The organism is Lacrimispora sphenoides JCM 1415, from assembly GCF_900105615.1.
In the GTDB taxonomy this organism is placed as follows: Bacteria; Bacillota; Clostridia; order Lachnospirales; family Lachnospiraceae; genus Lacrimispora; species Lacrimispora sphenoides.
Genome location: NZ_LT630003.1, coordinates 2,218,497 through 2,244,416, shown reverse-complemented (window position 1 = coordinate 2,244,416; position 25,920 = coordinate 2,218,497). Strand labels below are relative to the sequence as shown.

Below are 25,920 nucleotides of genomic sequence, written 5' to 3'. Positions count from 1 at the left end.
TTCCTGTCTTTTCTTTATTTTAAATCAAGTGTTAAGTCTCCGTATTTAATCCAGCCGATTTTTCTAAGTATTTCACCAAACAAGAGAGTGAGAACGGCGGGCAGTAGGAAGCAGACCATGAGGATTCCAAGCCACATAAAGGTCCCGCCTCTCATTGCCGTGTAGACACCGATGGGACCTACCAGCCCGCAGGTTCCCATACCGGAGCCTGCCGGAATGTTTTTTAGCTGGAATACCATGGTGGCGATGGGGCCGGTTATCATAGAAGTAAGGGTGGGGGCGATCCAGACCTTTGGATTCTTCACAATGTTTCCCATTTGCAGCATGCTGGTGCCAAGACCCTGAGCCATAAGGCCGCCTACCCCGTTTTCCCGGAAGGAAAGGACGGCAAAGCCGATCATCTGCGCACAGCAGCCGGCTGTGGCAGCTCCCCCTGCCAGACCATCAAGAGATAAGGCGATACAGATGGCAGCGCTGCTGATGGGCAGGGTGAGAGCGATGCCGATCAGAGCAGATACCAGGATTCCCATAAAAAATGGCTGTAATTCAGTAGATGTTTTCACAAGTATGCCAAACCAGTTCATAAAGCCAGCTACGCCCGGTCCTACGGACTGTGCAATGAGAACTCCGGAGATGATGGTCACTCCGGGGGTGACCAGAATGTCCAGCCTCGTTTCCTTTGAAACGATCTTCCCAAGTTCCGTGGCAACCACCGTTGCAGCGAGAGCGCCCACAGGCCCGCCAAGAGTATTGCCGGCAATTCCAACGGTTGCTGCGGAAAAAAGAACTAAAGCAGGGGCGTGGAGGGCATAGGCGATGGCAACTCCAAGGGCCGCGCCGGTAGCACTTTTCGCGTAATCCGCGATCACGTTGAAAATAGTGAGATTGAATTGCTGGCCCAGAGTACCGAATATGGTTCCGATCAAAAGAGACGCAAAAAGGCCAAATGCCATAGCACCCAATGCATCAATGAGATAGGTCTGGACAGTAATTGTGACGTTTTTCCTTTTCAGGAACTCTTTTACGCCGCATTTTTCCATATTAAAAATCTCCTTTAAATAGTTTGGTGCACACATTTGACCTTTGTCAAAGCAGTTGTCATGTATTCTACCATAAAATGATCGAATTGCAAGGTTTTTTGAAGAATTTCCTCGAAAATGATAATTTTTTAACAATATCTGCAGGAAAAACCCATGGCCCTCTGCTTGACTTTGCTAAAGGTTTGTGACACAATAAATAAATGTAATTTCATGCATAACCCTGGAAAGAAAAGAGGTACATTTAGATATGACAAAAATTGATATTATATCCGGTTTCCTTGGAGCCGGGAAAACTACTTTTATTAAGAAGCTGCTGCAGGAAGCCATAGCCGGAGAGCAGGTTGTCCTGATTGAAAATGAATTTGGTGAGATCGGTATTGACGGAGGCTTTTTAAAGGATGCGGGAGTTGAGATCCGGGAGATGAATTCCGGCTGTATCTGCTGCTCTCTTGTAGGTGATTTCGGCAAATCCCTTGAGGAAGTGCTGACAAAGTACCATCCGGACCGTGTGATCATTGAGCCGTCAGGAGTAGGAAAGCTATCTGATGTGATGAAAGCGGTTATTGACGTTGCTTCTGAGGTGGAGGTGACCTTAAACAGTGCGGTCACCATCGTGGATGCGCAGAAGTGCAGGATGTATAGAAAGAATTTCGGAGAGTTTTTCAATAACCAGATCGAAAATGCAGGAACTATCGTATTAAGCCGTACCGATATTGCTCCTGCCGACAAGGTGGATCAGGCACTCCAGATCATTCGGGAGCTGAATCCAAAGGCGTCTGTGGTAACGACTCCCTGTGATGAATTGAGCGGAAAACAGCTTCTTGAGATTATAGAAAAACCGGATACCATGGCTGAGGATTTGATGAAAGAATTGAAAGAACACCGCCATCATCAGGATGAGGGCTGCGGCTGCGGAGGCCATCATCATGACCACAACCATGTGCATGGTGAGGAATGCGGCTGCGGAGGCCACCATCATGACCATGAGGAGTCAGAATGCGGCTGCGGAGGCCACCATCATGACCACGAGAAATCAGAATGCGGCTGCGGAGGCCACCATCATGACCACCACGAGCATGGTGAGGATTGCGGCTGCGGCCATGATCATGACCATCATGCAGATGAAGTATTCTGCAGCTGGGGCCTTGAGAATGTGGCGCCTATGAGCAAAGAAGAGTTGGACAAGATTCTTGATGAACTGGCTTACGGAGATAGTTTTGGAGATGTACTTCGTGCCAAGGGGATGATTCCAGGTGAGGAAAAAGGTACATGGCTTTATTTTGATCTGGTGCCGGAGCAATACGAGATCCGAAACGGAGCGCCGGAATATACCGGAAAGGTATGCGTGATCGGAGCGAATTTAAAGGAAGAGGAACTCAAGAAATCCTTTGAAAGATAACAGAATGGAGGGAACCCCTTACAGGGATACCTTAATGCCCTGAGAAAAAGGGCAGGAAAGAGGGAACCATGAGCAACACAGATAAAATGGATGACGACTTTATGCCGGTATTCCTCATAAATGGATTTTTGGAAGCTGGAAAAACCCAGTTCCTTCAGTTCACCATGGAGCAGGATTATTTTCAGTCTGACGAGAAGACTCTGCTGATTGTTTGTGAAGACGGTGAAACTGAATATGACCAGGCCCTGTTAAAGCGCACCAGGACAGCTGGAGTGTTTATAGAAAGCATAGAGGAACTGAACCCTGACAGGCTTTTGGAGTTGGAACTGCTTTATAATCCGGAGCGGGTTTTGATCGAGTGGAATGGAATGTGGAATCTGGATGAGCTAAAGCTTCCTGATGATTGGAGAATCTATCAGCAGATTACCCTGATCGATATGTCCACCTTTGAATTGTATTCTGCCAATATGAAACCTTTGCTGTATTCCATGGTCCGTAATTCGGAGATGGTTATATGCAACCGCTGCGACGGAATCGAAGATTTATCCGGCTACCGGCGGACCCTAAAGGCCATGTGCCCCAAGGGAGAGATCGTATTTGAAGATTCTGAGGGAGAGGTCAATGAGATCCCGGAGGAAGATCTGCCTTATGATTTGGGAGCAGACGTAGTGAGCATTTCACCGGAAGCCTATGGGATCTGGTATCTTGATTGTATGGAAAGACGGGACCGTTATGAGGGAAAGACTGTGGAATTTACCGCTATGGTTTTGAAAACTCCTGATTTCCCCAAAAATTATTTTGTGCCGGGACGTATGGCAATGACCTGCTGCGAGGATGATATGACCTTTTTAGGCTTTGTCACCAAGGCAAGGGAAGCCAGAGAGCTGGAAACAAAACAATGGGTCCGTGTCAAGGCAAAGATTGCATATGAGTTCTGGAGAGATTATGAAGGAGAAGGCCCCGTGTTGTATGCGGAGTCTGTGGTTCCGGCTCAGCCGATTAAGGGATTTGTGCAGTTTTAGGAAAAACAGACGGGAATATCGCCGCTTGTTTCAAATAATATGATTTAAGGATGATAAGAGGCCGCCATGCTGACAGAAAATCAGCAGGGCGGCCTTTCTATTTGTGCAATGAGGCATTTAAACAAATAAACACCACCTGACTCCATATTTATCAATAAAATCTGTCATCAGAGAACTGAATTCGCATGGCGCAAGCGGCATAAGAATTTTAGCATCCGTTTTCAGTATTTCATATGCTTTTCTCACCTTATCTTCATTTCCTTCTCCATAGTGCAGACAAAACTGCATGACATTGCCTGTAACCGTTTCTTCGCCGGTTATGGCATATTCTGAGTTTCTTTCTGCCACAGCCAGTATTTCTCCCTGAATGTCAAGCTCGGCATGATAAAATGTTCCGTCACTATTTGGATAGCTGCTGATAAGAGCAGCATCAAAAGCCTTTTGATAAAGAGCTACAGCTTCATCGCTTCTTGTAACATATGCCTGCATCATTGACCTTTTCATAAAACCCCTCCTGTTTATGATTCCTGTTGTGTACGTGATCCGGCTGCCGCAACCTTCTGCACATTGAAAAGCTGCCTTTCTCTGTTTCCAGTTTTTACTATAGCACAGGCCAGTCACCTTTACAATTAATTTTTCTTCACTGAAAACCGGTAAAAGGCAGAAAAAAGCCGTAGATCTTTAAAGTCTACGGCTTTTTTCAAGGACTGCTTACATTGGAGGAACCGGTGTCGGTCTTGCCGGGTCAAAAACATCAGGTACATTAAACAGATCCGTTAAGCTGTCAGGATAATAAAACATCCGGTATCCGTCAAGGTTTCTGCGGGCCTGGCGGAAGTAGTCGGTGCCCATCTGCATCCAGGTCGGCTTGCTGGCGTCTACGTTACAGAAATAACGGAAGCCAAGAGATTTTAAATAAGTAAAACGTTCATTGTCATTGGTATAAGGGGTCCAGCTTCCGATATCACTTCCAAAGGGGAAGAGGATAATATCTGTAGGTCCGGTTAAGGACTCAACGTTACGTTTCCATTTGTCACTGTCTGCCTTAAAATGGTTCATGGAAATCTGTCCCATGTTCCGGTGGCCCCAGCTGTGGGAGGACAGCTCCCAGCCGTGATCCTTTAAGGACTGGGCTACCTTTGCAGCCTGCTCCCGGTCTGCTTCATAATTGGGATTGGTATCCTTGTAGGATTCATCTGTCCGGTATCCCAGGATCCCGTTATATCCGGTAAAGGCCAGAATTCCGCGCGCTCCTTTGTAAGAAAAGCCTGGATGGGTTTGTACGAAGCCTTCAAGTATCGGAACCAGATCATAATCGCCCACAGATACGCTGCCGTCAGCCATTGTCATCTCGCAGGTGGGATATCCATCCTCTCCGATGATCATGCGGGTGGCAAAGCCGTCGCCCTGCATATATTCGTAATAGCACACATCATCCTGAGACAGGACAAAGGCTTTCTTGCCTGGAGGAAGCATGATATCTCCGTATACAAATTTAGGATTTCCGTTCTCATCCTTCGTCTCATATGCAAGATCATGGATCTTCACAAGAACATATCCCTTGTCATACATAGACTGCATCATCTTAAGGAATTCCGATTTGGTCGTCATCATCTGGTTGTAGCCCCCCTGCTTGGAATCTCCATCAAAGGCTTTTGAAGTGTCGATGATAAGAGAATGGAAAAAAACATGGGTCACATCCTGGGGATTGAACCGCACCAGGGCTTCCTTGGCGGTATTATAACCTGCAATGGCAGAGGTCACTTCTTCCTTTGCGCTGAACTCGGGGTCAGACTGGAGAAGACTGATTGCCCCATCGTAATCGTATTCAATAGAAAGGGCATCTGCCTGGGAAAGCAGGGACTTTAATTTTTCTTCTTCACTGGCTTGTCCGCTTGTGGCCTCTTCGGCGGAAGGATCCGGAGCTCCTTCATCGGAAGGGTGTTCTGCAACGGAAGTATCGGCAGGCAATGCCTTGTATTTCAACCTTTTGCTTATCGCAACCCCGCACAAAGTCAAAACGGCAACGATTAAAATTCCAAGAAGAACGATCAGGATAACCTGTAATGCATGGTCCCGGCCTCCTCCAGAATTTCGTCCACGAAAGTCATGTCTGTTCATAGTACAACCTCTTAATTCTGTAGTATTGGGGCAGTATTGATAGATTTTAAACATACCCGGTACAAGTATAGCATACTTTACCGGAAGATGAAACGAAAAGATGGCAATTATTTTTGGAAAAAATGGCATATGTAAGGGAAGCAGTCCCATACAATGGTACAAAGGAATTTTAGGGGATCGTGTATCATATGAAGAGAGTTACGGCATTTGTTTTAAGCTGTCTTCTGCTGTTTTTCTGTTTATGCTTTCCGGCGGCAGGGCAAGAGCCGGATGTGACGGTAGCCTCGGACATGATTATCCAGGCAGAAGAGGCGAAACGGGTGAATGCGGAGGGCGGTCCGGCTTTGCAGTCCCCCAGCGCCGTTCTGATGGAAGCGTCAACTGGACAGATTATTTTTGAAAAGAACGCGGATGAAAAAAGGAGCCCGGCGAGCATTACGAAAATTATGACTTTGATACTTATTTTTGACGCGCTGGATTCCGGTAAAATCAAGCTGTCGGATGAGGTTGTTACAAGCGCCCACGCAAAGTCCATGGGAGGCTCCCAGGTGTTCCTGGAAGAAGGGGAAATTCAGACGGTGGAAACCCTGATTAAATGCATTGTTATCGCATCGGGGAATGACGCTTCGGTAGCCATGGCGGAATACATAGCAGGAACAGAAGACGAATTTATTAAGATGATGAATGAGCGTGCGGCAGGACTTGGGATGACAAACACTCATTTTGAAGATTGCTGCGGACTTACCGATTCTGCCACCCATGTCACAACGGCCAGGGATATTGCGATTATGTCCAGAGAATTAATCACCAAATATCCTCAGATTCATAACTATTCCACGATCTGGATGGAGAATATCACCCATGTGACAAAGCAGGGAACAAAGGAATTCGGTCTTTCCAATACCAATAAGCTATTAAAGATGGCTACGAATTTCACTGTGACCGGTTTAAAGACCGGTTCCACATCAGTGGCAAAGTATTGTCTTTCTGCAACTGCAGAGAAGGAGGGAGTCCGCCTCATTGCCTCAATCATGGCAGCTCCGGATTACAAAGTCAGGTTTGCCGATGCCCAGACTCTTTTAAACTATGGATATGCCAACTGCAAGCTGTATGAGGATAAAGAAATGCTTCCTCTTCCTGATATGGTGGTTGATAACGGAGTAACGGATCAGGTTCCGTTGAAATATGGCGGTTCCTTTTCTTATTTGAGCCTTAAGGGAGAAGATTTCTCAGCCATTGAAAAGACGCTGGAGCTGGCACCTTCCATTTCTGCTCCGTTTGAAGAGGGACAGAAGGCCGGGAACCTTATTTATACCCTTGGAGGGAAACGGATTGGAGAAGTTCCCATATTAACTGCGGAGTCAGTCAGGGAAGCCAAATTTGCCGATTATTTTAAGCGCCTTTGGAAGGCCTTTAATCTGTAGTATATTTATGAGATAAACACTGCCCTGTAAGCGGTACACAAAAAATATGTGTACCGCTTACAGGGTATTTTTTGTTATTGACGGAAGTTCAAGGAAAGGATAAGATTAGTTAGTGCATGTGTGAAAACGAATCGTGGGAGGTAAACAGGTGGGAGATCGATTGCTTGCCCTTTGGTATCAGATGTCTTTGAAAAGGAAACTATACGTGATCATAGGAAGTGTCGGGATCATTATGGCAGCTTCCATTTTCATCAATCTGAAAGTGGCATATATATTTATCAACGATGTGAGCATTATCATGGATGATAACCTGGCCTGTTATAAGTTTCAGGAGTCCATGGAGAATGAAAGGGGATTGTTTGCCCAGGTATTAGCAAACAATACTCCGGAAAATAAGGAGGCATACCGGCAGGGCTGCCAGGAAACCAGAGTATATCTAAACAGCCTGCCCTATGATTATGATAAAATCGGGGAAGAGCGCTATGGGATCACCTGGAACATCAAAAACGGTTATGATACCTATGAAAAGCAGCGGGAAAAAGTAGTGGAAATGAATCAGAATGATCCAAACTATATCAGGGAACTGTACAAAACATATAATATGCAGAAATATCTGGACCTCTATGGAACACGTCTGACCAAGGTGGTTTTAATGGGAGGAAATGATTATTACGAAATTCAGATCCCTGTGCTTAAGCGCATGCCTTACATTCTGGTCGCCATCAGCGTTTTCGCTTTTTTTGTGCTTATGATCCTTTTGCGTTTTATTACAGGCAGCATTGTAAAAACAGTGGTGCAGCTTGCTACGGTCTCAGGTAAGATCGAGAAGAACGATTTTTCGTCCCCTGACGTCCATTGGGATGGCAGGGATGAGATCGGACAGCTGGTAAGCGCATTCAACAAGATGAAGCATGCCACCCGGGACTACATCACAGCGACGGAAGAGAAACGGCAGATGGAAGAAAAGCTGTACCGGCATGAACTGGAGAGGGCGGAGCTTGAGAAGCGGTTTTCCATGGCCCAGCTTCAGCTGATCAAGAGTCAGTTGAATCCCCACTTTCTCTTTAATACACTGAATATGATTACCAGGATGGCACAGATGGAGGAAGCGCCGGTGACGGAGGAAATGCTTGTGGCAATCAGCAGTCTTCTTCGTTACAGCCTCCGGACGTCCAATGCCTTTGAACCTCTTGAGCAGGAGCTTAAGGTAGTAAAGGATTATATGTACATCCAGAAGATGCGTTTTGGAGACCGGATTCAATGGGAAATCAACTGCAGCATGGACCTATACAAGGAAGAGGTGCCGGTCTTCATGCTGCAGCCGTTGGTGGAAAATGCGGTAATTCACGGGATCCAGGAAAAGGAGAACGGAGGAAGCATCAACATACGGATCGAGAAAAGAGGAGAACTTTTATGGATATCCGTAGCGGATACGGGAAAGGGCATGAACTCAGAAACCCTGACAGCTATCAGGAATGCCATTGAAACAAAGGGGACAGGCCTTGGAATCGGGCTGGGGAATATATATAGAAGGATTTCTTATTACTACGAATATGGAAAGGTGACCATTGACAGCGGAGAAAACAGCGGCACAGTGGTACAGATAGAATTTGGTCGGAGAAGGGATATAATGGATCATGTATCGGTTAATGATAGTGGAAGATGAAATGATAGAGCGGATTGTGCTCAAAAAGATGCTGCTGAAGAAATTTGGAGAGGAATGCCAGGTCTTTGAGGCTCAGAATGGAAAAGAGGCAGTAGAGATTTTTAAAAGGGAAGATATCCAGGTGGTGATCCTGGATATTGGTATGCCGGGAATGAACGGAATCCAGGCTGCGGAAATCATGAGGAAGGAAAATAAGGATTGCTGCCTTATTTTCCTGACGGCCTACGACCGCTTTGACTATGCGAAAAAGGCGATTTCCATCAGGGCTATGGAATATCTTCTGAAGCCTTATTCACAGAAAGAGGTCTTGAACGTGGTTGAGGAGGCTCTGCGGATTGCAGGGGAACAAGAGGATAAGCAGGGGGAAATCAAACCGCATAAGGAAAGAGAAGAGGAGGAGGCCCATCCGGTTTTGGATGAGGAGTCTGATTTTAGCGGCAGCCGCTTGTCTGTAATGACATCCATGGTGGAGGAATACATCCGGTCCAATTATATGAATGATATTTCAATGAGCGAAACAGCCCGGGCCGTGGGGTATTCAGAGCCTTATTTTTGCAGGATGTTCAAGCTGCAGTTCGGGCAAAGCTTTACCTCTTATCTGGCGGAATACAGAGTGGAGGAAGCGAAAAAGCTGCTGGCCCAGCCCAATGTGATCGTAAAGGAGGTAGGAGTCAGAGTGGGTTACATGGATTCCAATTATTTTACAAAGGTTTTCAAACGGCTGGAAGGGGTAAATCCTTCGGAGTACAGAATGTCCAGTCTGAAAGACCTCCAAAGTTAATCTGTTTGTTAAAATGCCTGTCATGATGAGATGACAGGTGTTTTTTTATGTACATTTGGCTGAAAGGATAAAATTCTACTATGGATGATAAAAAGTTACGATAGAATCTGTCGGGGCCTGTCGTTATAATGGATTCAAACACAGAGAGTGTATAGAAAGCAGAGAGGAGGAAGGGGCATGAAACAGGAATTGTTTCGAATGGAAGGGATAAGTAAAAGCTTCCCCGGAGTCAAGGCTCTCGATAAAGTAAGTCTGTCAGTGAATAAGGGGGAGGTCCTTGGGCTTGTCGGTGAAAACGGAGCCGGTAAATCCACCCTGATGAAGATTTTATCCGGTGTTCACCGGGCAGATGAAGGTGAAATATTCATTGAAGGTAATAAGGTGGACATTGATTCCGTTGCAAAGGCCCATGAGCTTGGTGTATGTATCATCATGCAGGAGTTGAATATGTGCGGTCATCTTAGTGTGGCAGACAATATATTCATCGGCAGGGCCCATAAAAAAGGAATTTTTATCGATGACGGCAAGATGCATGAGGAAGCGCAGAAGATCCTTGATGATCTGGGTATTGAGCTAAATACCTATGCCCATGTGGGAAGTTTAAGCATTGCTCAGCAGCAGATGGTAGAAATTGCAAAAGCGATCAGCTTTAATTCAAAAATACTGGTTCTTGATGAGCCGACAGCAACCCTTACAGAAAAGGAGATCGAGCAGTTGTTCGGTATCATCCGCCGCTTAAAAGAAAAGGGAGTGGGTATGGTTTATATTTCCCACCGAATGGCGGAACTTAATCAGATCTGTGAACGGGTTACGATTATCAGGGATGGCCAGTACATAGGTACCAGGAATCTTAATGAGATCACCATGGATGAACTGGTAAATATGATCGTTGGACGTTCTTTGGAGGATAAATATCCTAAATACAAGCGTAACATCGGAGAAATAGTTCTTGAGGCCAGAAATGTCCGCAGAGGCACTAAAGTAAATGCGGATTATTTTTGTGTGAGAAAAGGAGAAATCCTCGGAATATCAGGACTGGTAGGAGCGGGAAGAACAGAGCTTATGCGCTGCATCTTCGGTGCGGATCAGGCGGATTCCATGGAGCTTACGCTGGAAGGAAAACCAATCAAGATCAACTCTGTGATCCAGGCCATTAAACATGGGATCGGATATGCTACGGAGGACCGGAAGCGTGATGGTCTGGCTCTTGGCCTTGACATTAAATATAATACGAACATGGCCCATCTTCCAAACATCACTCATTATGGATTTATCAATGACAAGGAAGGGCTTAAAAATGCGGAAAAATATGTAGAGCTTCTGCGTACGAAAACCCCAAGCGTACACCAGCTTTGCGGAAATCTTTCCGGAGGCAATCAGCAAAAGGTAGTTTTAGCCAAATGGCTGTGCAATGATGTAAAGGTGCTGATCGTTGACGAACCAACCAGAGGAATCGATGTAGGAGCCAAGTATGAGGTGTATGAGCTGTTTAACAAGCTGAGCGCCCAGGGAGTGTCCATTATCATGATTTCTTCTGAACTGCCGGAGATCCTTGGCATGAGCGACCGGATTCTGGTCATTCACCAGGGTGAAATCAACGGAGAATTAGATGCAAAGACCGCTACTCAGGAAGATATCCTGTATCTTGCGGCAGGTTATAACAAACTAGAAGGAAAACCGGCGCCCGTGTTAACAGGCAGCGGTAATAGAAAGGGAGAGTAAGGATGGGAAACTTAAAAGCAATGGTGCAGGAAAAGAAAGGCGGTTCGTTCAACAAGCTAAATGCAGCCACACGGCGGGCAATCTACTCACTGTGCATCCTGGTCGGACTGTTTGTGCTGTTTTCGATTCTTCAGCCTGCTAAATTTTTAGCCCCGGCCAATCTGCAGAACCTTCTGCAGCAGATCGTTACCTATACCATCATCGGCTGCGGCCTGACCTTCTGTCTGGTCTGCGGAGGAAACGATTTATCTGCCGGCGCTTCCATGGCACTGTCAGGCATTATTATGGTATCACTTCTGATGCAGGGACTGCCTCTTGTGGTATGTATCGCACTTTGTCTGATCATGGGTATCATGACAGGTATTATGAATGGATTTTTTATTGAAATCCTGGGGGTTGTGCCCTTTGTTGCAACTCTGGCAACCCAGTGGGTATACCGAGGCATGGCAAACGTGCTTGTAAACGGCGCACCTCTGTATACAACGAACATTCCTTCTAAGGAAATTCAGAAACAGTTTTACGTTCTGGGCGGCGGAAGGATCGGAGGGGATGGACTTCCCTACAGCGTTATCATTACTTTGGTTTATGCTTTGGTTTTAGGAATTGTACTTGCAAAAATGCGGATCGGACGCCAGATCTATGCCTGTGGTTCCAACTTAGAGGCTGCAAAGCTTTCTGGAATTAATGCAGTAAAGACACGTATGTTCGCATATTGTATTTCCGGTTTATCTGCAGCAATCTGCGGAATCCTGGTTGCTTCCCGTCTTTCCAGTGCCCAGCCTACGGCAGGAAACGGTTATGAGATGGAAGCAATTGCAGCGTCTGTATTGGGAGGCATCTCCATCCTGGGCGGAGAAGGAACGATTCTTAATACGGTAATCGGAGCCTTGATGATGGGTGTAATCCGGAACGGACTGAACTTAAACGGTGTCAATTCCTTCTGGCAGCAGATGATCGTAGGTATTATCCTGTTGATTGCAGTAGCATCTCAGACAGCGAAGAAGAGCGGAGACTTAGGGGCAATCAAGCGGTTTTTTGGCTTGAAAAAATAAAACAAACAATTCAGGAGGAAAATGAAATGAGAAAAGTAACGGCAGTTTTGTTGGCAGCAGCTATGGCAGTTGCCGGTCTGACCGGCTGTGGAAGCCAGTCAAGCAACGCTACCACTGCGGCAGCAGAATCCAGCCAGGGGGCGGCTGCTGAAAAGGCGGAAGAATCTAAAGATTCCGCTAAGGGTGATACAGCAAAGGGAGAGAAAACCATTTACGTAATAGTAAAGGTTCTTGGAAACCAGTACTGGAGCGTGCTTCAGGCCGGTGCAGAACAGGCCGGTAAGGAACTGGGATGCAACGTAGTAGTAGTAGGAACTGCTCTGGAATCAGATATTGAAGGCCAGCTTACCCTGCTGCAGAATGCAGTATCAGCACAGGCAGATGGAATCGTAATCGCTCCTTTAGACAGTGTATCCCTTGACGCTCCGATCACAGAGGCGTATAATTCAGGAATACCGGTAGTTCTGGTAGATACAGTGATCAATAGCGAAAACTACAGTGCTGCTCTTTTAACCAATAACGTAGAAGCAGGTAAAGTTGCTGCTGAGGAACTTATGCGCAGGCTGAAAGACAAGGGCGTTTCTGAAACAGAAGATGCTCAGATCGCCATTCAGGTTGGCTCCACCGGTTCTCAGACCATCAATGACCGTGTGAAGGGCTTTAACGAGTACTGGCAGGAAAATGCTCCTGAAAAATGGCAGGTATTAAACAATGATATTAAGGTAAACGATGGAGATATCAGCAAGGCAGTAGGTTTCTGCCAGGACTTTATCACCACATATCCGAACTTAAAAGCAGTGTTTGGTCCTAACAACGGTTCTACCGTAGGATTTGTAACTGGTCTTACAGAATCCGGACGCACCGACATCTCCATGGTTGGATTTGACTTCTCTGCAGAAATTGAAACCATGATCCGCAGCGGCGAATACGATGTGTCTTCTGTAGTACAGCGCCAGTTTTATATGGGATATGACGGCGTAAAGACAGCTCTTGAACTGTCTGCTGGAAACACTGTAAAAGAAAAGACAGTAGATACAGGTGTAATCCTGGTTAATACTGATAATGTTGATGACGCTGAAGTACAGAGCATCATCAATCCATAATCAAAAATAATATAAATAACAAGCGCTTCCTCTGTGCCCAGGGGAGGCGTTTTGGGGGTAAAAGGAATGGACAAACAGATTGCAAAAAGGGCGGCTTTGATTGTTTTTACAGTGGCTGCAGCTTGCTTTTTTATCATTCTCCTGAAAGCGGGAAATCCGGGGAAAGCTCTTTTTTTAGGGGGCAGGAAAGAAGCGCCGGAATATGTGCTTTCCTATGCGGATAACCAGCCGGAGGATTATCCAACCGTACAGGGAGCAAGGAAATTTGCAGAGCTGGTGCAGGAAAAGACGTCCGGAAGGATCAAGATCAATGTGTTTGCCGGCGGTGAAATGGGGAGTGAAAACGAAGTGGTAGAACAGCTTCAATACGGCGGGATCGATTTTGCCCGGGTTTCGGTCATGATCCTGGCTGAAATAAAGCCTAAATTTAATGTACTGCAGCTGCCTTACCTGTACAGAGATGAAAAGCATATGTGGAAAGTGCTTGATGGAGAGATCGGAGAGGAATTTAAGGAGGATTTAAAGGAAAGCGATCTGGTGGCCCTTTCCTGGTATGATGCAGGTGCCAGACATTTTTACAATTCTTCCCGCCCTATAAAATGCATAGAGGATATGAAAAAGATGCGCATTCGCGTTGCCAATTCCGACATGATGTCGGCTATGGTGGAGGCACTTGGTGCCAGGGCGGTTCCAATGGCTTATTCTGAAGTTTATGCAGCCTTAGAAACCAGCACCATCGATGGTGCGGAAAACAACTGGCCATCCTATGAAACCATGGGACATTATGAGGTGGCAAAATACATCACGCTGGATGCCCACACCAGGATCCCTGAGATGCAGGTGGCCTCCCAGGCTACCTGGGAGAAGTTAAGTGATGCGGACAGGAAGATCATTACGGCCTGCGCTGAAGAGTCTGCCAGGTATGAAAGAAGACTGTGGGAGATTCGTGAGGAGAATGTCAGGAAGCGGCTGATAAAGGCCGGCTGCATTGTCACGGAGCTTAGCTCGTCAGAACAGGTGCGCTTTCGGGCAGCTGTCATGACAGTTTATCAAATGTATTGCAGCGAATATATTGATGTGGTAAACCGGATCGCCCAGATACGGTGATGAATGGATAACGGATGACTTCAAGGTGAATTGCCTGAAGCATCCGTTTTTATTTTTTTATGGGGGTAGAATAAAAAATTCAATAGGTGTTGACAAGTAATATTATATGGCATATAATATTATTGTACGACGTATAATATAGAGAAAAAAATAATATTATATATCAGTTCAATAGGAGAAAGGAAGGTGGGCAATCGTGGAACCAAAACGTTTGTACCGGTCTGTAAAAAACAGAGTCCTCTGTGGTGTATGCGGCGGTATTGGAGAATATTTTCAGGTGGATCCTGTTATGATAAGGCTGATATGGGTTCTTTTAATGTTTCTTCAGTCATGGCGCCATTTGTTCCGTTCGTTTATGGGATTTTCTCTGGTAGGAGGAAGCCTGGTCCTTTACGTCATTGCTGCGGTCATCATACCTCAGGCGCCAAAGGATGAAATAAGATAACGTTGTTCAAGTATTAAGAATAACCCTTTGGGTATACCTGTATACCCGGAGAATTTGAGCAATCATAAGGATACACCCTTCGGGTATACCTGTATGCCCGGAAATGTGGGCAATCATAAGGATACACCCTTCGGGTATACCTAAATGCCCAGAACGCGTGGGCAATTATAAGAATAGGAGTGGGCACATGGTTTTTAACACAGGAGCAGCATTATTGGACGCCATTGTCCTTGCAATAGTGTCAAGGGATCAGGAGGGTACCTATGGTTATAAAATCACGCAGGATGTGAGAAATGTCATTGAGATTTCAGAATCAACCCTTTATCCGGTACTTCGAAGATTGCAGAAGGAAGAGTGTCTGGAGGTTTATGATCTGGCATTTGACGGCAGGAACCGAAGATATTATAAGATTACGGAAAAAGGAAGGGTTCAATTGAATCTCTATAAAGGTGAGTGGGTAGGCTACTCCCAGAAAATATCCCGGATTTTTGAGGAGGCACATATATGAGCAGGGATGAGTTTATGAGAGAGCTGGAGTATCTGCTGTCGGATATTCCAGATGAAGAGAAGGCGGATGCCATCGAATATTACAGGGATTATCTGGAAGAAGCGGGGCAGGAAAATGAAGAAAAGGTAATCAAGGAGTTTGAAAGCCCTGAGCGGATTGCAGCGATTATCCGCTCGGACATATCCGGGAATTTAGATGACGGAGGAGAATTCACGGAGACTGGCTATCGGGATGAACGGTTTAAAGATCCGAATTACCAGATGGCTAAGAGGTATGATCTTCCGGAGGTATCCGATGACGGCCGATACGGTCACGAAGGACAGGAGAAAAAGCATAACAGGCGAAGAAGAGGCATGGATGGTAACCGTACCGTAAAAACTGTTTTATGGATCATATTAATCATTGCAGCTTCGCCTATCCTTATGGGAATCGGAGGAGGTCTTGTTGGCTTGTTAGGAGGAATTTTAGGCTGCCTTTTGGCAGCAGTTGTTGGAGTCGGGGCGCTTACCTTTGCTCTTTTAGCGGCCGGGGTCGGTTTGATTTTGGGCAGTGTCGTCTCCATGGTGATTCATCCCTTAAGCGGAGCCCTGCTTTTAGGACTGGGAGTCCTGTTCCTTGGCTTAGGAATGATCGCTCTGGCCCTCTGCGGTTCTTTTTATGGGAGCTTTCTTCCATTTCTTTTCAGAAGCTGTGTGAATGCCCTTAGCAGGTTATTACATGGAAGGAGAAGCCGTTTATGAAAAGGTTTGTAAAGATTTGTTTGATTGCCGGAAGTGTCTGCGTCCTGATCGGCGGGGGGATTTCAGCCGTAGCCGCTGTGTTGGGAGGAAATTTACGGGATATAGTCCCTCAAAGAGTCATTGAATGGGAAAGGGAAATTTCGGGAGTTACTCTGGATGGTATTTGGGAAGGGGTTAATTTTGATGATATTTATGTTCCGGAAGTTTTTAATATAGGAGATAAGGGGCAGGAAATTTTTTCTTCTCAGGAAGTAAGAAATCTGGATATAGTAATACGTACAGGAAATGTTGTTTTTGTGGAAGATCCCAAGGGAAATGAGGTTAAGATTTTCTGCAACAGGGATCAATCCTGTTTTATCCTGTACGAAGAGAATGGTGATTTGGAGCTTCAGGAATACGATGGCTGGAAAAGAAAGGATGGCCCGGATCTGCTTTTTACGGTTCAGGTTCCAAAGAATTACCGCTTTTCCGACGTTAACTTAAAATCAGTTCATTCAAGCCGTTTCTCAGGCTATGAGGGTTCCGGTCCGGCGATGACGGCTCAGGCTCTTTCCGCAGAAGAACTGAATATTGAAACAAAGGCCGGCGCCATAAAGATCAATGGCGGCAGCGTGGGAAATCTTTCCGTGGAAACCAGTGCCGGCGCTGTGGAATTTTCCGGAATGACTTCCGGAGATGTTGAGGCGGTATGCCAGGTCGGTGCCATAAAGCTTGAACTAGCCGGGAAAAAGGAAGATTACAATTACGATATTTCGTGTAAGATGGGAGCTGTTAAGGTCGGAGATGAAGGCAGCGCGGCCTTAAGGGGCAGGAAGCAGATGGATAACGGGGCAGGAAAAGATATGGATCTGGAATGTAAGACAGGAGCGATCCAGGTGGATTTTATGAATGAATTATAATATATAGCCCGCCCATCCGATTATCGGAAGTGTTTTTTGTTCCGATAATATTAATGATAGGATTTACAGGTCAAAGAACAGAAAGGAGATAAACAAATGGAAGACAATCAGAAGAAATTATACCGTTCCGATACGGACAAAATGCTTTGCGGGGTATGTGGCGGAATTGCGGAATATTTTAACGTGGATTCTACCCTTATCAGGCTTTTGTGGGCAGTGCTGGCCTGCACAGGCACGGGTATTGTGGCCTATTTCATTGCGGCCATCATCATCCCCAGAAGATAAAAGGGCATTGCAAAGGCAGGAAACTAAAAAACAGGCTGAAGCGGACCAGAGTTCCGCCGCAGCCTGTTTTTTTTGAAAATTCTGGAAGGAATGTACGTTTAATTCTCCCGGTAGGGGGCATACTCTCTTTAGATTTAAGAAAAGGAGATTTGAAAATATGTCAAAGGGAAAGAGAAACGAACCATTTGATCCTCGTAATATGAAGCCGGAGGAAGTACTTAAATTTGAAATTGCATCAGAGCTTGGCCTTGGAGATAAGGTAATAGAGAACGGCTGGCGCAGTCTGAGTGCAAAGGAAAGCGGCCGTATCGGAGGCCTGATTACAAAAAGAAAAAGAGAATTGAAAAACGAAGCTCTGTTAAAGGGTGAAGAAGTATAGAAAATGCCCTGCGGGCATCCCTTAGCACCCGATAGAGCGGGGTGGGCCCTGCCTGGAACGCGTGGGCAGAAACGAAGAAAACTCAGGATTTTCTTGCACCGTAAGAGAAAATATTTTATAATAAACCTTAAAAGGAAATATCCTGTGGGTATCCCGTCCGGTAAAGCGGGACAGGCTCTGCACAGAAAGCATTGGCGGGAAAGAGGAGATACGTTTTGGATATTCCGTGATGCCTGGAAAGAATGGGCAGGAAAGATGCAGGAAGATGGAAAAACAGGAATTAAGAAGCGGATTCACAACAGGAACCTGTGCCGCTGTTGCTGCCAAAGCAGCAGCGGCCATGCTGTTAACCGGGAGTGAATTACAGCATATGACACTTATGACGCCAAAAGGAAGGTCGGCTGATCTTCCTCTTTTTCATGTTGTCCTGAAACAGGAAAAGGCGGTATGCGCTGTTAAAAAGGATGCAGGAGATGATCCGGATGTAACACATCAGGCCATGGTGTTTGCCAGCGTTCAATATTCTTATAAAAACGAAGAAGGACAGACCGGGGGAATCTACCGCAGAGACGGAGAGGAGGGGAAAGACCCACTTTTTCTTACTGCCGGAGAAGGGATCGGCTGGGTGACAAAACCTGGATTATCCTGTCCTGTGGGCATGCCGGCCATTAATCCAGTTCCCCGTGACATGATCTTTTGCGGGGTGGAGGAAGCCAGAAAGGAAGCGGGCTTTGATGGTTCCTTAACAATTACCATCTGGATGCCGGAAGGAAAAAAACTGGCGGAGAAAACCTTTAATTCCAGGCTGGGAATTGAAGGTGGGCTTTCTATACTGGGAACAACAGGAATCGTTAAACCCATGAGTGAAGAGGCGCTGATTGCCACCATACGTCTGGAATTACATATGAAGGCGGTGTCAGGAAAGAAGCAGGTAATCCTGGTTCCGGGAAATTATGGGGAAGCTTTTATACAGGAAACACTTGGCCTTGACTTAAAGGATGGCGTGATCTGCAGCAATTTTATCGGAGAAGCTTTACAATCGGCAGGTGAGGAGGGATTTCACCAGATCCTGTTTGCAGGGCATATCGGGAAGCTGATTAAGACTGCAGGAGGTGTACCCAATACCCATTCCAAATATGGGGACCGCCGTATGGAAATATTGTGGGACTGCACTGCCCCTTTCTCAGAGGACAGGGACGGATTAAAAGAGAAGATACTGACAGCCAATACCATGGAGGAGGCCGCGGGAATCCTTAAAAGCTTAGGGATTTTAGAGCCTGTTATGAAAGAGGTGGTGGACAGGATCCAGGGATATATGACTCTCTGGTCAGGAGGGAGAAAGGTGGAAGTGGTGACATTTTCCACGATGTACGGTATACTGGGAATGAGCCGGGGAGCAATGGAGCTTATCGGCTTGTTTTCCGGTACAGAGTCCGGACGGAAAGAACAGGAGGAATAAACAATGGCTGGAATCATGTACGGGATCGGTGTAGGGCCGGGAGATCCGGAGCTTATGACATTAAAAGCGGTAAAAAGGATCAGGGAATTAAATATCATTGCCATTCCCCATAAAAATAAAGAACAGTGTACGGCATATCAGATTGCAAGACAGGCAGTGCCGGAAATAGAAGAAAAAGAATGCCTTCATCTGCACATGCCCATGACAAAAGATGAAAATGTGCTTAAGGAAAGCCATGATCAGGCGGCCAGAACGGTAATGGAGTATTTAAACAGGGGAGAAGATGTGGGATTTATCACCCTGGGAGATGTAAGCATTTATTCCACCTTTACATATCTGATGGAACGGCTTTGGAAGGAAGGCTATGAAACCCGCTTAGAAAGCGGAATTCCATCCTTTTGCGCCGTAGCGGCAAAGCTTGGTATCCCTCTTGCATCAGGAGCAGAGGAGCTTCATATCATACCGGCCTCTTACCAGGTAAGAGATGCCTTAAAGCTGCCTGGAGTAAAAGTGCTTATGAAGGCCGGCAGGCAGATGGAAGCGGTGAAAAGAGAACTGAAAGACTGTGGGGCCAGCGCCGTGATGGTGGAAAACTGCGGAATGCCGGATGAACGGATTTATCGTTCCCTGGATGAGATTCCGGAAGATGCAGGCTATTATACTTTGGTGATTGTGAGGTAAGTATGGTACATATCGTAGGAGCAGGTCCGGGAGCGCCGGACTTAATTACAGTGAGAGGCAAGGAGCTGCTTGAGAGGGCGGATGTGATCATTTACGCAGGCTCTTTGGTAAACCCAGCCCTTTTGGAATACAGAAAAACCCAGTGTCAGGTTTATGACAGTGCCAAAATGACCCTTGAGGAAGTGATTGCGGTTATAGCGGAGGCGGAGCGGCAAGGAAAGATGACGGTAAGGCTCCATACCGGCGATCCCTGTATTTATGGCGCAATCAGAGAGCAGATGGATGAACTGGAGGAAAGAGGGATCTCTTATGATGTATGTCCGGGAGTCAGCTCTTTTTGCGGTGCAGCCTCCTCCCTTAAAATGGAATATACCCTTCCTAAAATCACCCAAAGCGTGATTATTACCCGCATGGCAGGCAGGACACCGGTGCCGGAGCGGGAATCCATCGCTTCCTTTGCGGCACATGGAGCTACTATGGTGATCTTTTTAAGCACCGGCATGCTGGATCAGCTGTCAGAGGAACTGATAAAGGGCGGTTATCTTCCGGATACTCCTGCCGCTATCGTCTATAAGGCCACCTGGGAGGACGAGAAGACCATAAGCTGTACGGTGGAAAGCTTAAGTGCAAGTGCCAGACGGGAGAATATAAAGAAGACAGCCCTGATTCTTGTGGGCAATGCGGTAGCCCAGAACGGCTATGAACGTTCCAAGCTTTATGACCCGGTTTTTACTACGGAATACCGGAAGGGAACGGGGGATGAATGATGAAGCTTTCGATCATCTGCTTTACGGAAGCAGGAGCCAGGCTCAGCGTAAAGCTGGTTAAAGAGTTATTAAAAGCAGGACAGCCTTGCGAAGCCTATGGACGGTCAGGGCTTCTTAAGTCCTGCCCTGACGGGGATCTCATGATCCCTGTTTCTGCATCCCTGTCAGAATGGACCAGGGAGCAGTTTTTACAGAAGGAAGGAATCGTGTTTATTGGAGCGGCTGGTATTGCAGTCCGGGCAATTGCCCCCTTTTTAAAGAGTAAGGCAGAAGACCCGGCTGTGGTGGTCATGGATGATATGGGCAGATTTTCCATTTCCCTTTTATCCGGTCACCTGGGAGGAGCCAATGAACTGGCAGAACGGCTGGCAGGAATAGCAGGCGGTCAGGCAGTTATAACCACTGCCACGGACATTCATGGAAGATTTGCAGTAGACTTATTTGCCAAGGAGCAGGGACTGGTCATTACAGATTTAAGAAAGATAAAAATGATTTCCTCAGCCATTCTTAAGGGTGAAACTGTAGGGTTTCACTGCGATTTTCCGGTTTCAGGAAAGCTTCCTTCCGGGCTTATCCCAGGGGAGGCTTCTGGTGCAAATCTTTGGATCACCATGAAGGAGAGCGGGAAAGAGGAGTCCCTTAATGGATCCTTAAAGCTGGTTCCAAGGCTTCTGGTTCTGGGAATCGGATGCAGAAAAGGGGTTCCTGCCAAAACCATAGAATGGGTTCTTGACCGGTTTTTCAAGGAATGGAACTTATCCCCGGAAGCACTGGCCGCGTGTGCCAGCATTGATTTAAAGAAGGAAGAAGAGGGCATCTGCCAGCTCGCTGCTTCTAAAGGAGTCCCGTATTACACTTATCCGGCGGTTGTGCTTGAGGAAACAGAAGGGGAATTTACTTCCTCCTCCTTTGTCAAGCAGGTCACCGGAGTTGATAATGTATGCGAACGGGCGGCCCTTGCCTGCGTAAAGGAATTGGGCGGCGGTAAATTGCTGGTAAAAAAGCAGGCGGCAGACGGGGTGACGGCAGCAGTGGCTGTCCGGGATTGGAAGGTGCAGCTAGATCCGCATAATTCATTAGGAGGTAACTTATGACAAAGTCAGGAAAACTTTACGTGGTAGGAATCGGACCAGGTTCCTACGAGGATATGACCATAAGGGCCATTAAGGCCCTGGAAGAGAGTGAGGTCATTGTAGGGTATACTGTATACATAGATTTGATCAAGGAGCATTTTCCGGATAAGGAGATGCTTACTACGCCGATGCGCAGGGAGCAGGAGCGTTGTTTGATGGCCATTGAGGAAGCAAAAAAGGGAAAAACCACAGCCATGGTATGCAGCGGAGATTCAGGTGTTTACGGCATGAGCGGATTGATCCTCGAGATGGCCCGGCCAGAAGAAGACCTTGAGATTGAGATCATACCCGGAGTGACTGCGGCCTTAAGCGGAGGTGCGGTTTTAGGCGCTCCTCTGGGCCATGATTTTGCGGTTATCAGTTTAAGCGATCTGCTCACTCCCATGGAATTAATTAAAGACAGGCTTAAGGCTTCTGCCCAGGCAGACATGGTCATCTGTCTTTATAATCCTTCCAGTAAAAAGAGGGCCGGTTATTTGAAACGGGCCTGTGAGATCGTAATGGAATACAAAAGCAGGTCAACCATCTGCGGCCTTGTAAAAAATATTGGCAGGGAAGAGGAAGAAATGGCGGTCATGACTCTGGAAGCACTAAGAGATACCCAGACAGATATGTTTACCACCGTTTATATAGGAAATTCCATGACAAAAGTGATCAATGGCAGAATGGTAACACCGCGAGGATATAAAAATGTGTAGAGTTTTAATATTTGGAGGCACCACGGAGGGCCGGATCCTGGCGGAATACTGCCATGAAAAGAAGATATATGCATGGGTCAGTGTGGCTACCGGATATGGAAGGTCAGTACTTTTGGAAAGTCAGTATCTCCACATTCATGAGAAACCCATGACTGCCCATGAGATGGAAGGTTTTATCGGGAAAAACGGCATCACTCTTGTACTTGATGCCACTCACCCCTATGCCACGCTTGCAAGTGAGAACATACGAACCGCCTGCAACCATACAGGAACTTCCTGCATAAGGATTGTAAGAGAATCTTCCGAAGATTTAAAGCCGGGTGATCAGGGGGAAGGAACGGTTCTGTGGGTCAGTGACTTAGAGGAAGCGGTCCTTTCCTTACAAAAAATACCTGGAAATATTCTTGTCACAACAGGAAGCAAGGAGCTTTCCGCCTTTACCAAACTGGACTCCTGGGAAGAACGGGTTTTTGCCAGAGTCCTTCCCGGCCTGTCCGTAATCTCTGCCTGTGAGCAGCTGGGAGTTAAGGGGAAACATTTGATTGCCATGCAAGGCCCTTTTACCGCCGAGATGAACCGGGCCATGATAAGACAGTATGACATTAGCTGTCTGGTGACGAAAGAAGCCGGCCATGCGGGAGGTTTTCCGGAAAAGATGGAGGCAGCGGCAGAATGCGGGATAACCGCAGTTGTCATAGGAAGGCCTGGAAAAGAAGAAGGAATGACTGTCAGGGAGGCTAAAAAGCTTTTATCCGATTATAAAGAGGAGAAGGCCCAGTCTCAGGCAATGCCAGAGCTTCAGATCCGGACTGAGAAGAGAACGGTATCCCTGATCGGAACCGGCATGGGCGGAGAGGATCAGATGACCGTAAAGGCGTGGAAGGAATTGCAGCAATGCGATGTGATCTTCGGTGCAGAGCGGATGCTCTCCGGCATCTCTCCTGCAGTTCCCCGTGCCGTTAAAATACCCTTTTATACAAGTAAGGACATTCTGCCCTGTCTTGATGCGCATGAGGAGTATGCCAGGATCGGAATCCTGTATTCCGGTGACACAGGCTTTTACAGCGGGACCAAAAAGATGGCGGAAGCATTGGCCAGGGAACCATATTGTCAAAGATATGACACGGTGGTTCTGCCGGGAATCTCATCGGTTTCTTATTTGTGCTCCCGGCTGAAAACGGACTGGGAGGATGTGCGGCTTGTGAGCCTTCATGGCCGGACCTGCGATATAATAAAGGAATTAACCCTTAATCCCAGGGTATTTGCCTTATTGGACGGAACCAATACGGTGAAAAGTCTGTGCCGACTTCTTAAGGAACAGGGATTTCATGAAGTCAGGCTGTCCGTAGGCGAGCGGCTTTCCTATCCGGATGAACGGATAACCGTTGGAACCCCGGAAGAGCTGGAAGGGCAGGATTTTGATAGGCTGTCTGCTGTGTTAATAGAGAGGTAAGGTTTAAAAGAATAACTGGATATGCAGGCATATCCGCATGATTCATTAGGAGGCAATTTATGAGAGATGAACTGTTTATCCGGGGAGATGTGCCCATGACGAAAAGTGAGGTCAGGGCTGTTTCCATATCAAAGCTGGAACTGGAACCTGACTCCGTCCTGTATGATATAGGGGCTGGAACCGGTTCCGTATCCATAGAAGCGTCCCGGTATCTCACAGAAGGCCGGGTATATGCAATTGAAAAGAAGGCGGAAGCAGTAGATCTTATAAAGGCCAATAAGGAAAGATTTGGAGCAAGCTGCCTGGAAATCGTTGAAGGAACCGCACCTGAGGCATTAGACGCTCTTGAAGCCCCTACTCACGTATTCATCGGAGGAACTTCCGGCACCATGGATCAAGTACTATCCCTGGTTTTAAAGAAGAATCCAGGGACCAGGATTGTAATCAATGTAATTGCTCTGGAGTCCCTTGCAGAAATCCTTTCCTGGCTGAAAAGGCATTCTGTCAAAGCAGAAATCGTTCAGGTTCAGATATCCAAAGGAAGGGAAGCGGGGGATTACCATCTGATGATGGGGCAGAATCCGGTTTATGTGGTTTCCTTTGGCGGGGAAGGGAGGAACGATATTGGATAATTTCTATCCCAGACTGATGCTTGCGGCCCCTAAAAGCGGCAGCGGAAAGACCATGATGACCTGTGGGCTTTTAAATGCATTACTTTTAAGGAAGCTGTCCTGCCGCTCTTTTAAATGCGGTCCGGATTACATTGATCCCATGTTTCATAAATATGTGCTTGGCATTGAGGGTGGAAATCTGGATACATATTTCCTGGATAAAGAGCAGGTCAGGGAACAGTTTTTGGACCAGGCAAGAGGAGCAGGGATTTCCGTCATTGAGGGTGTTATGGGATATTATGACGGGGTGGGAGGAGACACCACCCAGGCTAGCTCCTATGAGGTGGCATGCGCCCTTGATGTGCCGGTGGTCCTGGTTTTAGACTGCAAGGGAGCCAGCCTGTCCCTTGCCGCGGTGGTGAAAGGCTTCCTGGAATATAAGGAAAACAGCCGCATAAAGGGCGTGATCTTAAACCGGACATCATCTGTCATGGCAGAACGGCTGAAACCGGCCATGGAAGAGCTGGGGGTACATGTTTACGGATATTTGCCGGAATGTGAGGAGGGGGCTTTGGACAGCCGCCACTTAGGGCTGGTTCTGCCAGGAGAACAAAAGGGTCTTAAAGATCAGCTGAATCAGCTGGCTATGAAGCTGGAGACCACGATAGATATCAATGGACTGATAAAGCTGGCCCAGGCTGCCAAGACTTTGCCGCCTCTTCAAGGTGGATTAAAAAGTCAGGTTTTCCAGGCACCCCAGGGAGAAGAAGTGCTTATAGGACTTGCCTTAGATGAGGCTTTCTGCTTTTATTATCAGGAGAACTTAGGGCTTTTAAAAGAGATGGGGGCAAAGCTCATACCCTTTAGCCCGATCCACGATAATAGGCTGCCTTCAGGAATTTGCGGCCTTTTGCTTGGCGGCGGATATCCGGAGCTTTATTGCCGGGAGCTTTCGGAGAATGAATCCATGCTCCGGGAAATAAGGCAGGCGTCAGAACGCGGCATTCCCATACTGGCTGAGTGCGGAGGATTCCTGTATCTTCATGAACAGCTGGAAACAAAGGACCATAAAACATATCCCATGTCCGGTATTATAAAAGGAAAGGCATTCCCTACAGAACGGTTGTTAAGGTTTGGTTATTTTGAGGCATTTCCCAATGCGGATACCCCATTTTTGAAAAAGGGCGAGTCCATCCGGGGGCATGAATTCCATTATTGGGACAGCACGAATAACGGATCTTGTATGGAAGCAAAGAAACCAGGCGGGAAAAAAAGCTGGGGCTGCGTTCATGGGGAAGGAAATCTCCTGGCAGGCTTTCCCCATTTTTATTACCCTTCCAACCCTGTACTGCCAAAGCGTTTTGTGGAGGCCTGTAAAGGATTCATGAAAGGGGAAGAATAATCGATGGAAAAATCTTTGACTAG

At 46.8% G+C, this 25,920-nt stretch carries 26 protein-coding genes; 23 read left to right on the top strand and 3 right to left on the bottom strand.

What is annotated here, in order from left to right:
• Positions 1 to 14: 14 nt before the first annotated feature.
• A complete protein-coding gene (locus BMX69_RS10055) occupies positions 15 to 1,040 on the bottom strand; it encodes a PTS sugar transporter subunit IIC (RefSeq protein ID WP_100042267.1) in 1,026 nt (341 codons plus the stop codon).
• 247 nt (positions 1,041 to 1,287) lie between these two features.
• Here BMX69_RS10055 and BMX69_RS10050 point away from each other — a divergent pair, with 247 nt between their 5' ends.
• Entirely contained in the window at positions 1,288 to 2,439 is a 1,152-nt protein-coding gene (locus tag BMX69_RS10050; RefSeq protein ID WP_100042266.1) for a CobW family GTP-binding protein, read from the top strand.
• Positions 2,440 to 2,507: 68 nt separating this feature from the next.
• A complete protein-coding gene (locus BMX69_RS10045; protein WP_242941398.1) occupies positions 2,508 to 3,461 on the top strand; it encodes a TIGR03943 family putative permease subunit in 954 nt (317 codons plus the stop codon).
• A gap of 117 nt (positions 3,462 to 3,578) precedes the next feature.
• On the opposite strand, the gene BMX69_RS10040 is transcribed toward BMX69_RS10045, so the two are convergent.
• Positions 3,579 to 3,965 (bottom strand): VOC family protein, encoded by a 387-nt coding sequence (locus tag BMX69_RS10040; protein ID WP_054789945.1) that lies wholly within the window; start codon positions 3,963 to 3,965, stop codon positions 3,579 to 3,581.
• Between the two features lie 207 nt (positions 3,966 to 4,172).
• Entirely contained in the window at positions 4,173 to 5,582 is a 1,410-nt protein-coding gene (locus tag BMX69_RS10035) for a polysaccharide deacetylase family protein (RefSeq protein WP_054789946.1), read from the bottom strand.
• Positions 5,583 to 5,770: 188 nt separating this feature from the next.
• Here BMX69_RS10035 and BMX69_RS10030 point away from each other — a divergent pair, with 188 nt between their 5' ends.
• The 21 genes from BMX69_RS10030 to BMX69_RS09935 all read left to right on the top strand — a co-directional run bounded on the left by BMX69_RS10030 (position 5,771) and on the right by BMX69_RS09935 (position 25,897).
• Complete coding sequence (locus tag BMX69_RS10030; protein ID WP_054789947.1) at positions 5,771 to 7,006, top strand: D-alanyl-D-alanine carboxypeptidase family protein; 1,236 nt, start codon at positions 5,771 to 5,773, stop codon at positions 7,004 to 7,006.
• Positions 7,007 to 7,154: 148 nt separating this feature from the next.
• Positions 7,155 to 8,672 carry a sensor histidine kinase gene (locus BMX69_RS10025; protein WP_054789948.1) on the top strand — a complete coding sequence of 506 codons (1,518 nt, stop codon included), beginning with the start codon at positions 7,155 to 7,157 and terminating at the stop codon, positions 8,670 to 8,672.
• Positions 8,644 to 9,453 carry a response regulator transcription factor gene (locus tag BMX69_RS10020; protein WP_054789949.1) on the top strand — a complete coding sequence of 270 codons (810 nt, stop codon included), beginning with the start codon at positions 8,644 to 8,646 and terminating at the stop codon, positions 9,451 to 9,453. Before BMX69_RS10025 ends, BMX69_RS10020 begins: the two co-directional genes overlap by 29 nt.
• A gap of 177 nt (positions 9,454 to 9,630) precedes the next feature.
• Complete coding sequence (locus BMX69_RS10015; RefSeq protein WP_025233593.1) at positions 9,631 to 11,175, top strand: sugar ABC transporter ATP-binding protein; 1,545 nt, start codon at positions 9,631 to 9,633, stop codon at positions 11,173 to 11,175.
• Positions 11,176 to 11,177: 2 nt separating this feature from the next.
• A complete protein-coding gene (locus BMX69_RS10010; RefSeq protein ID WP_100042265.1) occupies positions 11,178 to 12,227 on the top strand; it encodes an ABC transporter permease in 1,050 nt (349 codons plus the stop codon).
• Between the two features lie 26 nt (positions 12,228 to 12,253).
• Entirely contained in the window at positions 12,254 to 13,330 is a 1,077-nt protein-coding gene (locus tag BMX69_RS10005) for an ABC transporter substrate-binding protein (RefSeq protein WP_054790021.1), read from the top strand.
• 66 nt (positions 13,331 to 13,396) lie between these two features.
• Positions 13,397 to 14,437 carry a TRAP transporter substrate-binding protein gene (locus BMX69_RS10000; RefSeq protein ID WP_100043817.1) on the top strand — a complete coding sequence of 347 codons (1,041 nt, stop codon included), beginning with the start codon at positions 13,397 to 13,399 and terminating at the stop codon, positions 14,435 to 14,437.
• A 196-nt stretch (positions 14,438 to 14,633) separates the two neighbouring features.
• Positions 14,634 to 14,882, top strand: coding sequence for a PspC domain-containing protein (locus BMX69_RS09995; RefSeq protein ID WP_025233589.1), 249 nt, complete (start codon positions 14,634 to 14,636; stop codon positions 14,880 to 14,882).
• 187 nt (positions 14,883 to 15,069) lie between these two features.
• Positions 15,070 to 15,390, top strand: a complete 321-nt coding sequence (locus BMX69_RS09990; RefSeq protein WP_025233588.1) for a PadR family transcriptional regulator — start codon at positions 15,070 to 15,072, stop codon at positions 15,388 to 15,390.
• Positions 15,387 to 16,130 (top strand): DUF1700 domain-containing protein, encoded by a 744-nt coding sequence (locus tag BMX69_RS09985; protein ID WP_100042264.1) that lies wholly within the window; start codon positions 15,387 to 15,389, stop codon positions 16,128 to 16,130. Before BMX69_RS09990 ends, BMX69_RS09985 begins: the two co-directional genes overlap by 4 nt.
• Positions 16,127 to 17,029 carry a DUF4097 family beta strand repeat-containing protein gene (locus BMX69_RS09980; RefSeq protein WP_100042263.1) on the top strand — a complete coding sequence of 301 codons (903 nt, stop codon included), beginning with the start codon at positions 16,127 to 16,129 and terminating at the stop codon, positions 17,027 to 17,029. The genes BMX69_RS09985 and BMX69_RS09980 overlap by 4 nt, the downstream gene beginning before the upstream one ends.
• Before the next feature lie 96 nt (positions 17,030 to 17,125).
• Positions 17,126 to 17,314 (top strand): PspC domain-containing protein, encoded by a 189-nt coding sequence (locus BMX69_RS09975; RefSeq protein ID WP_025233585.1) that lies wholly within the window; start codon positions 17,126 to 17,128, stop codon positions 17,312 to 17,314.
• A gap of 157 nt (positions 17,315 to 17,471) precedes the next feature.
• A complete protein-coding gene (locus BMX69_RS09970; RefSeq protein ID WP_100042262.1) occupies positions 17,472 to 17,693 on the top strand; it encodes a small, acid-soluble spore protein, alpha/beta type in 222 nt (73 codons plus the stop codon).
• Between the two features lie 265 nt (positions 17,694 to 17,958).
• Complete coding sequence (gene cbiD, locus BMX69_RS09965; protein ID WP_242941397.1) at positions 17,959 to 19,152, top strand: cobalt-precorrin-5B (C(1))-methyltransferase CbiD; 1,194 nt, start codon at positions 17,959 to 17,961, stop codon at positions 19,150 to 19,152.
• Positions 19,153 to 19,155: 3 nt separating this feature from the next.
• Positions 19,156 to 19,833: a precorrin-2 C(20)-methyltransferase gene (cobI, locus tag BMX69_RS09960; RefSeq protein ID WP_054789953.1), complete on the top strand. Its 678-nt coding sequence runs from the start codon at positions 19,156 to 19,158 to the stop codon at positions 19,831 to 19,833.
• 2 nt (positions 19,834 to 19,835) lie between these two features.
• Positions 19,836 to 20,600, top strand: a complete 765-nt coding sequence (gene cobM / locus BMX69_RS09955; protein WP_054789954.1) for a precorrin-4 C(11)-methyltransferase — start codon at positions 19,836 to 19,838, stop codon at positions 20,598 to 20,600.
• Entirely contained in the window at positions 20,597 to 21,694 is a 1,098-nt protein-coding gene (locus BMX69_RS09950; RefSeq protein WP_242941396.1) for a cobalt-precorrin 5A hydrolase, read from the top strand. Before cobM ends, BMX69_RS09950 begins: the two co-directional genes overlap by 4 nt.
• Positions 21,691 to 22,431, top strand: a complete 741-nt coding sequence (gene cobJ, locus BMX69_RS09945) for a precorrin-3B C(17)-methyltransferase (protein ID WP_054789955.1) — start codon at positions 21,691 to 21,693, stop codon at positions 22,429 to 22,431. The genes BMX69_RS09950 and cobJ overlap by 4 nt, the downstream gene beginning before the upstream one ends.
• Positions 22,424 to 23,884: a precorrin-6A reductase gene (gene cobK / locus BMX69_RS09940; RefSeq protein WP_100042259.1), complete on the top strand. Its 1,461-nt coding sequence runs from the start codon at positions 22,424 to 22,426 to the stop codon at positions 23,882 to 23,884. The genes cobJ and cobK overlap by 8 nt, the downstream gene beginning before the upstream one ends.
• Positions 23,885 to 23,943: 59 nt before the next feature.
• Positions 23,944 to 24,516 carry a precorrin-6Y C5,15-methyltransferase (decarboxylating) subunit CbiT gene (cbiT, locus tag BMX69_RS24690; RefSeq protein ID WP_242941395.1) on the top strand — a complete coding sequence of 191 codons (573 nt, stop codon included), beginning with the start codon at positions 23,944 to 23,946 and terminating at the stop codon, positions 24,514 to 24,516.
• Entirely contained in the window at positions 24,509 to 25,897 is a 1,389-nt protein-coding gene (locus tag BMX69_RS09935) for a cobyrinate a,c-diamide synthase (RefSeq protein WP_242941394.1), read from the top strand. Before cbiT ends, BMX69_RS09935 begins: the two co-directional genes overlap by 8 nt.
• Positions 25,898 to 25,920 lie beyond the last annotated feature (23 nt).

Excerpts from the sequence above, each read along its gene's own strand:
- cbiT (WP_242941395.1), top strand. The coding sequence starts at position 23,944 with ATGAGAGATGAACTGTTTATCCGGGGAGATGTGCCCATGACGAAAAGT.
- BMX69_RS10005 (WP_054790021.1), top strand. The coding sequence starts at position 12,254 with ATGAGAAAAGTAACGGCAGTTTTGTTGGCAGCAGCTATGGCAGTTGCC.
- cobJ (WP_054789955.1), top strand. The coding sequence starts at position 21,691 with ATGACAAAGTCAGGAAAACTTTACGTGGTAGGAATCGGACCAGGTTCC.
- BMX69_RS09975 (WP_025233585.1), top strand. The coding sequence starts at position 17,126 with ATGGAAGACAATCAGAAGAAATTATACCGTTCCGATACGGACAAAATG.
- BMX69_RS09970 (WP_100042262.1), top strand. The coding sequence starts at position 17,472 with ATGTCAAAGGGAAAGAGAAACGAACCATTTGATCCTCGTAATATGAAG.
- cobI (WP_054789953.1), top strand. The coding sequence starts at position 19,156 with ATGGCTGGAATCATGTACGGGATCGGTGTAGGGCCGGGAGATCCGGAG.
- BMX69_RS10055 (WP_100042267.1), bottom strand. The coding sequence starts at position 1,040 with ATGGAAAAATGCGGCGTAAAAGAGTTCCTGAAAAGGAAAAACGTCACA.
- BMX69_RS09985 (WP_100042264.1), top strand. The coding sequence starts at position 15,387 with ATGAGCAGGGATGAGTTTATGAGAGAGCTGGAGTATCTGCTGTCGGAT.
- BMX69_RS10040 (WP_054789945.1), bottom strand. The coding sequence starts at position 3,965 with ATGAAAAGGTCAATGATGCAGGCATATGTTACAAGAAGCGATGAAGCT.
- BMX69_RS10015 (WP_025233593.1), top strand. The coding sequence starts at position 9,631 with ATGAAACAGGAATTGTTTCGAATGGAAGGGATAAGTAAAAGCTTCCCC.
- BMX69_RS10020 (WP_054789949.1), top strand. The coding sequence starts at position 8,644 with ATGTATCGGTTAATGATAGTGGAAGATGAAATGATAGAGCGGATTGTG.
- cobK (WP_100042259.1), top strand. The coding sequence starts at position 22,424 with ATGTGTAGAGTTTTAATATTTGGAGGCACCACGGAGGGCCGGATCCTG.
- BMX69_RS09950 (WP_242941396.1), top strand. The coding sequence starts at position 20,597 with ATGATGAAGCTTTCGATCATCTGCTTTACGGAAGCAGGAGCCAGGCTC.
- BMX69_RS10045 (WP_242941398.1), top strand. The coding sequence starts at position 2,508 with ATGAGCAACACAGATAAAATGGATGACGACTTTATGCCGGTATTCCTC.
- BMX69_RS10035 (WP_054789946.1), bottom strand. The coding sequence starts at position 5,582 with ATGAACAGACATGACTTTCGTGGACGAAATTCTGGAGGAGGCCGGGAC.
- cbiD (WP_242941397.1), top strand. The coding sequence starts at position 17,959 with ATGGAAAAACAGGAATTAAGAAGCGGATTCACAACAGGAACCTGTGCC.
- BMX69_RS10030 (WP_054789947.1), top strand. The coding sequence starts at position 5,771 with ATGAAGAGAGTTACGGCATTTGTTTTAAGCTGTCTTCTGCTGTTTTTC.
- BMX69_RS09990 (WP_025233588.1), top strand. The coding sequence starts at position 15,070 with ATGGTTTTTAACACAGGAGCAGCATTATTGGACGCCATTGTCCTTGCA.
- BMX69_RS10000 (WP_100043817.1), top strand. The coding sequence starts at position 13,397 with ATGGACAAACAGATTGCAAAAAGGGCGGCTTTGATTGTTTTTACAGTG.
- BMX69_RS10010 (WP_100042265.1), top strand. The coding sequence starts at position 11,178 with ATGGGAAACTTAAAAGCAATGGTGCAGGAAAAGAAAGGCGGTTCGTTC.
- BMX69_RS10050 (WP_100042266.1), top strand. The coding sequence starts at position 1,288 with ATGACAAAAATTGATATTATATCCGGTTTCCTTGGAGCCGGGAAAACT.
- BMX69_RS09980 (WP_100042263.1), top strand. The coding sequence starts at position 16,127 with ATGAAAAGGTTTGTAAAGATTTGTTTGATTGCCGGAAGTGTCTGCGTC.
- cobM (WP_054789954.1), top strand. The coding sequence starts at position 19,836 with ATGGTACATATCGTAGGAGCAGGTCCGGGAGCGCCGGACTTAATTACA.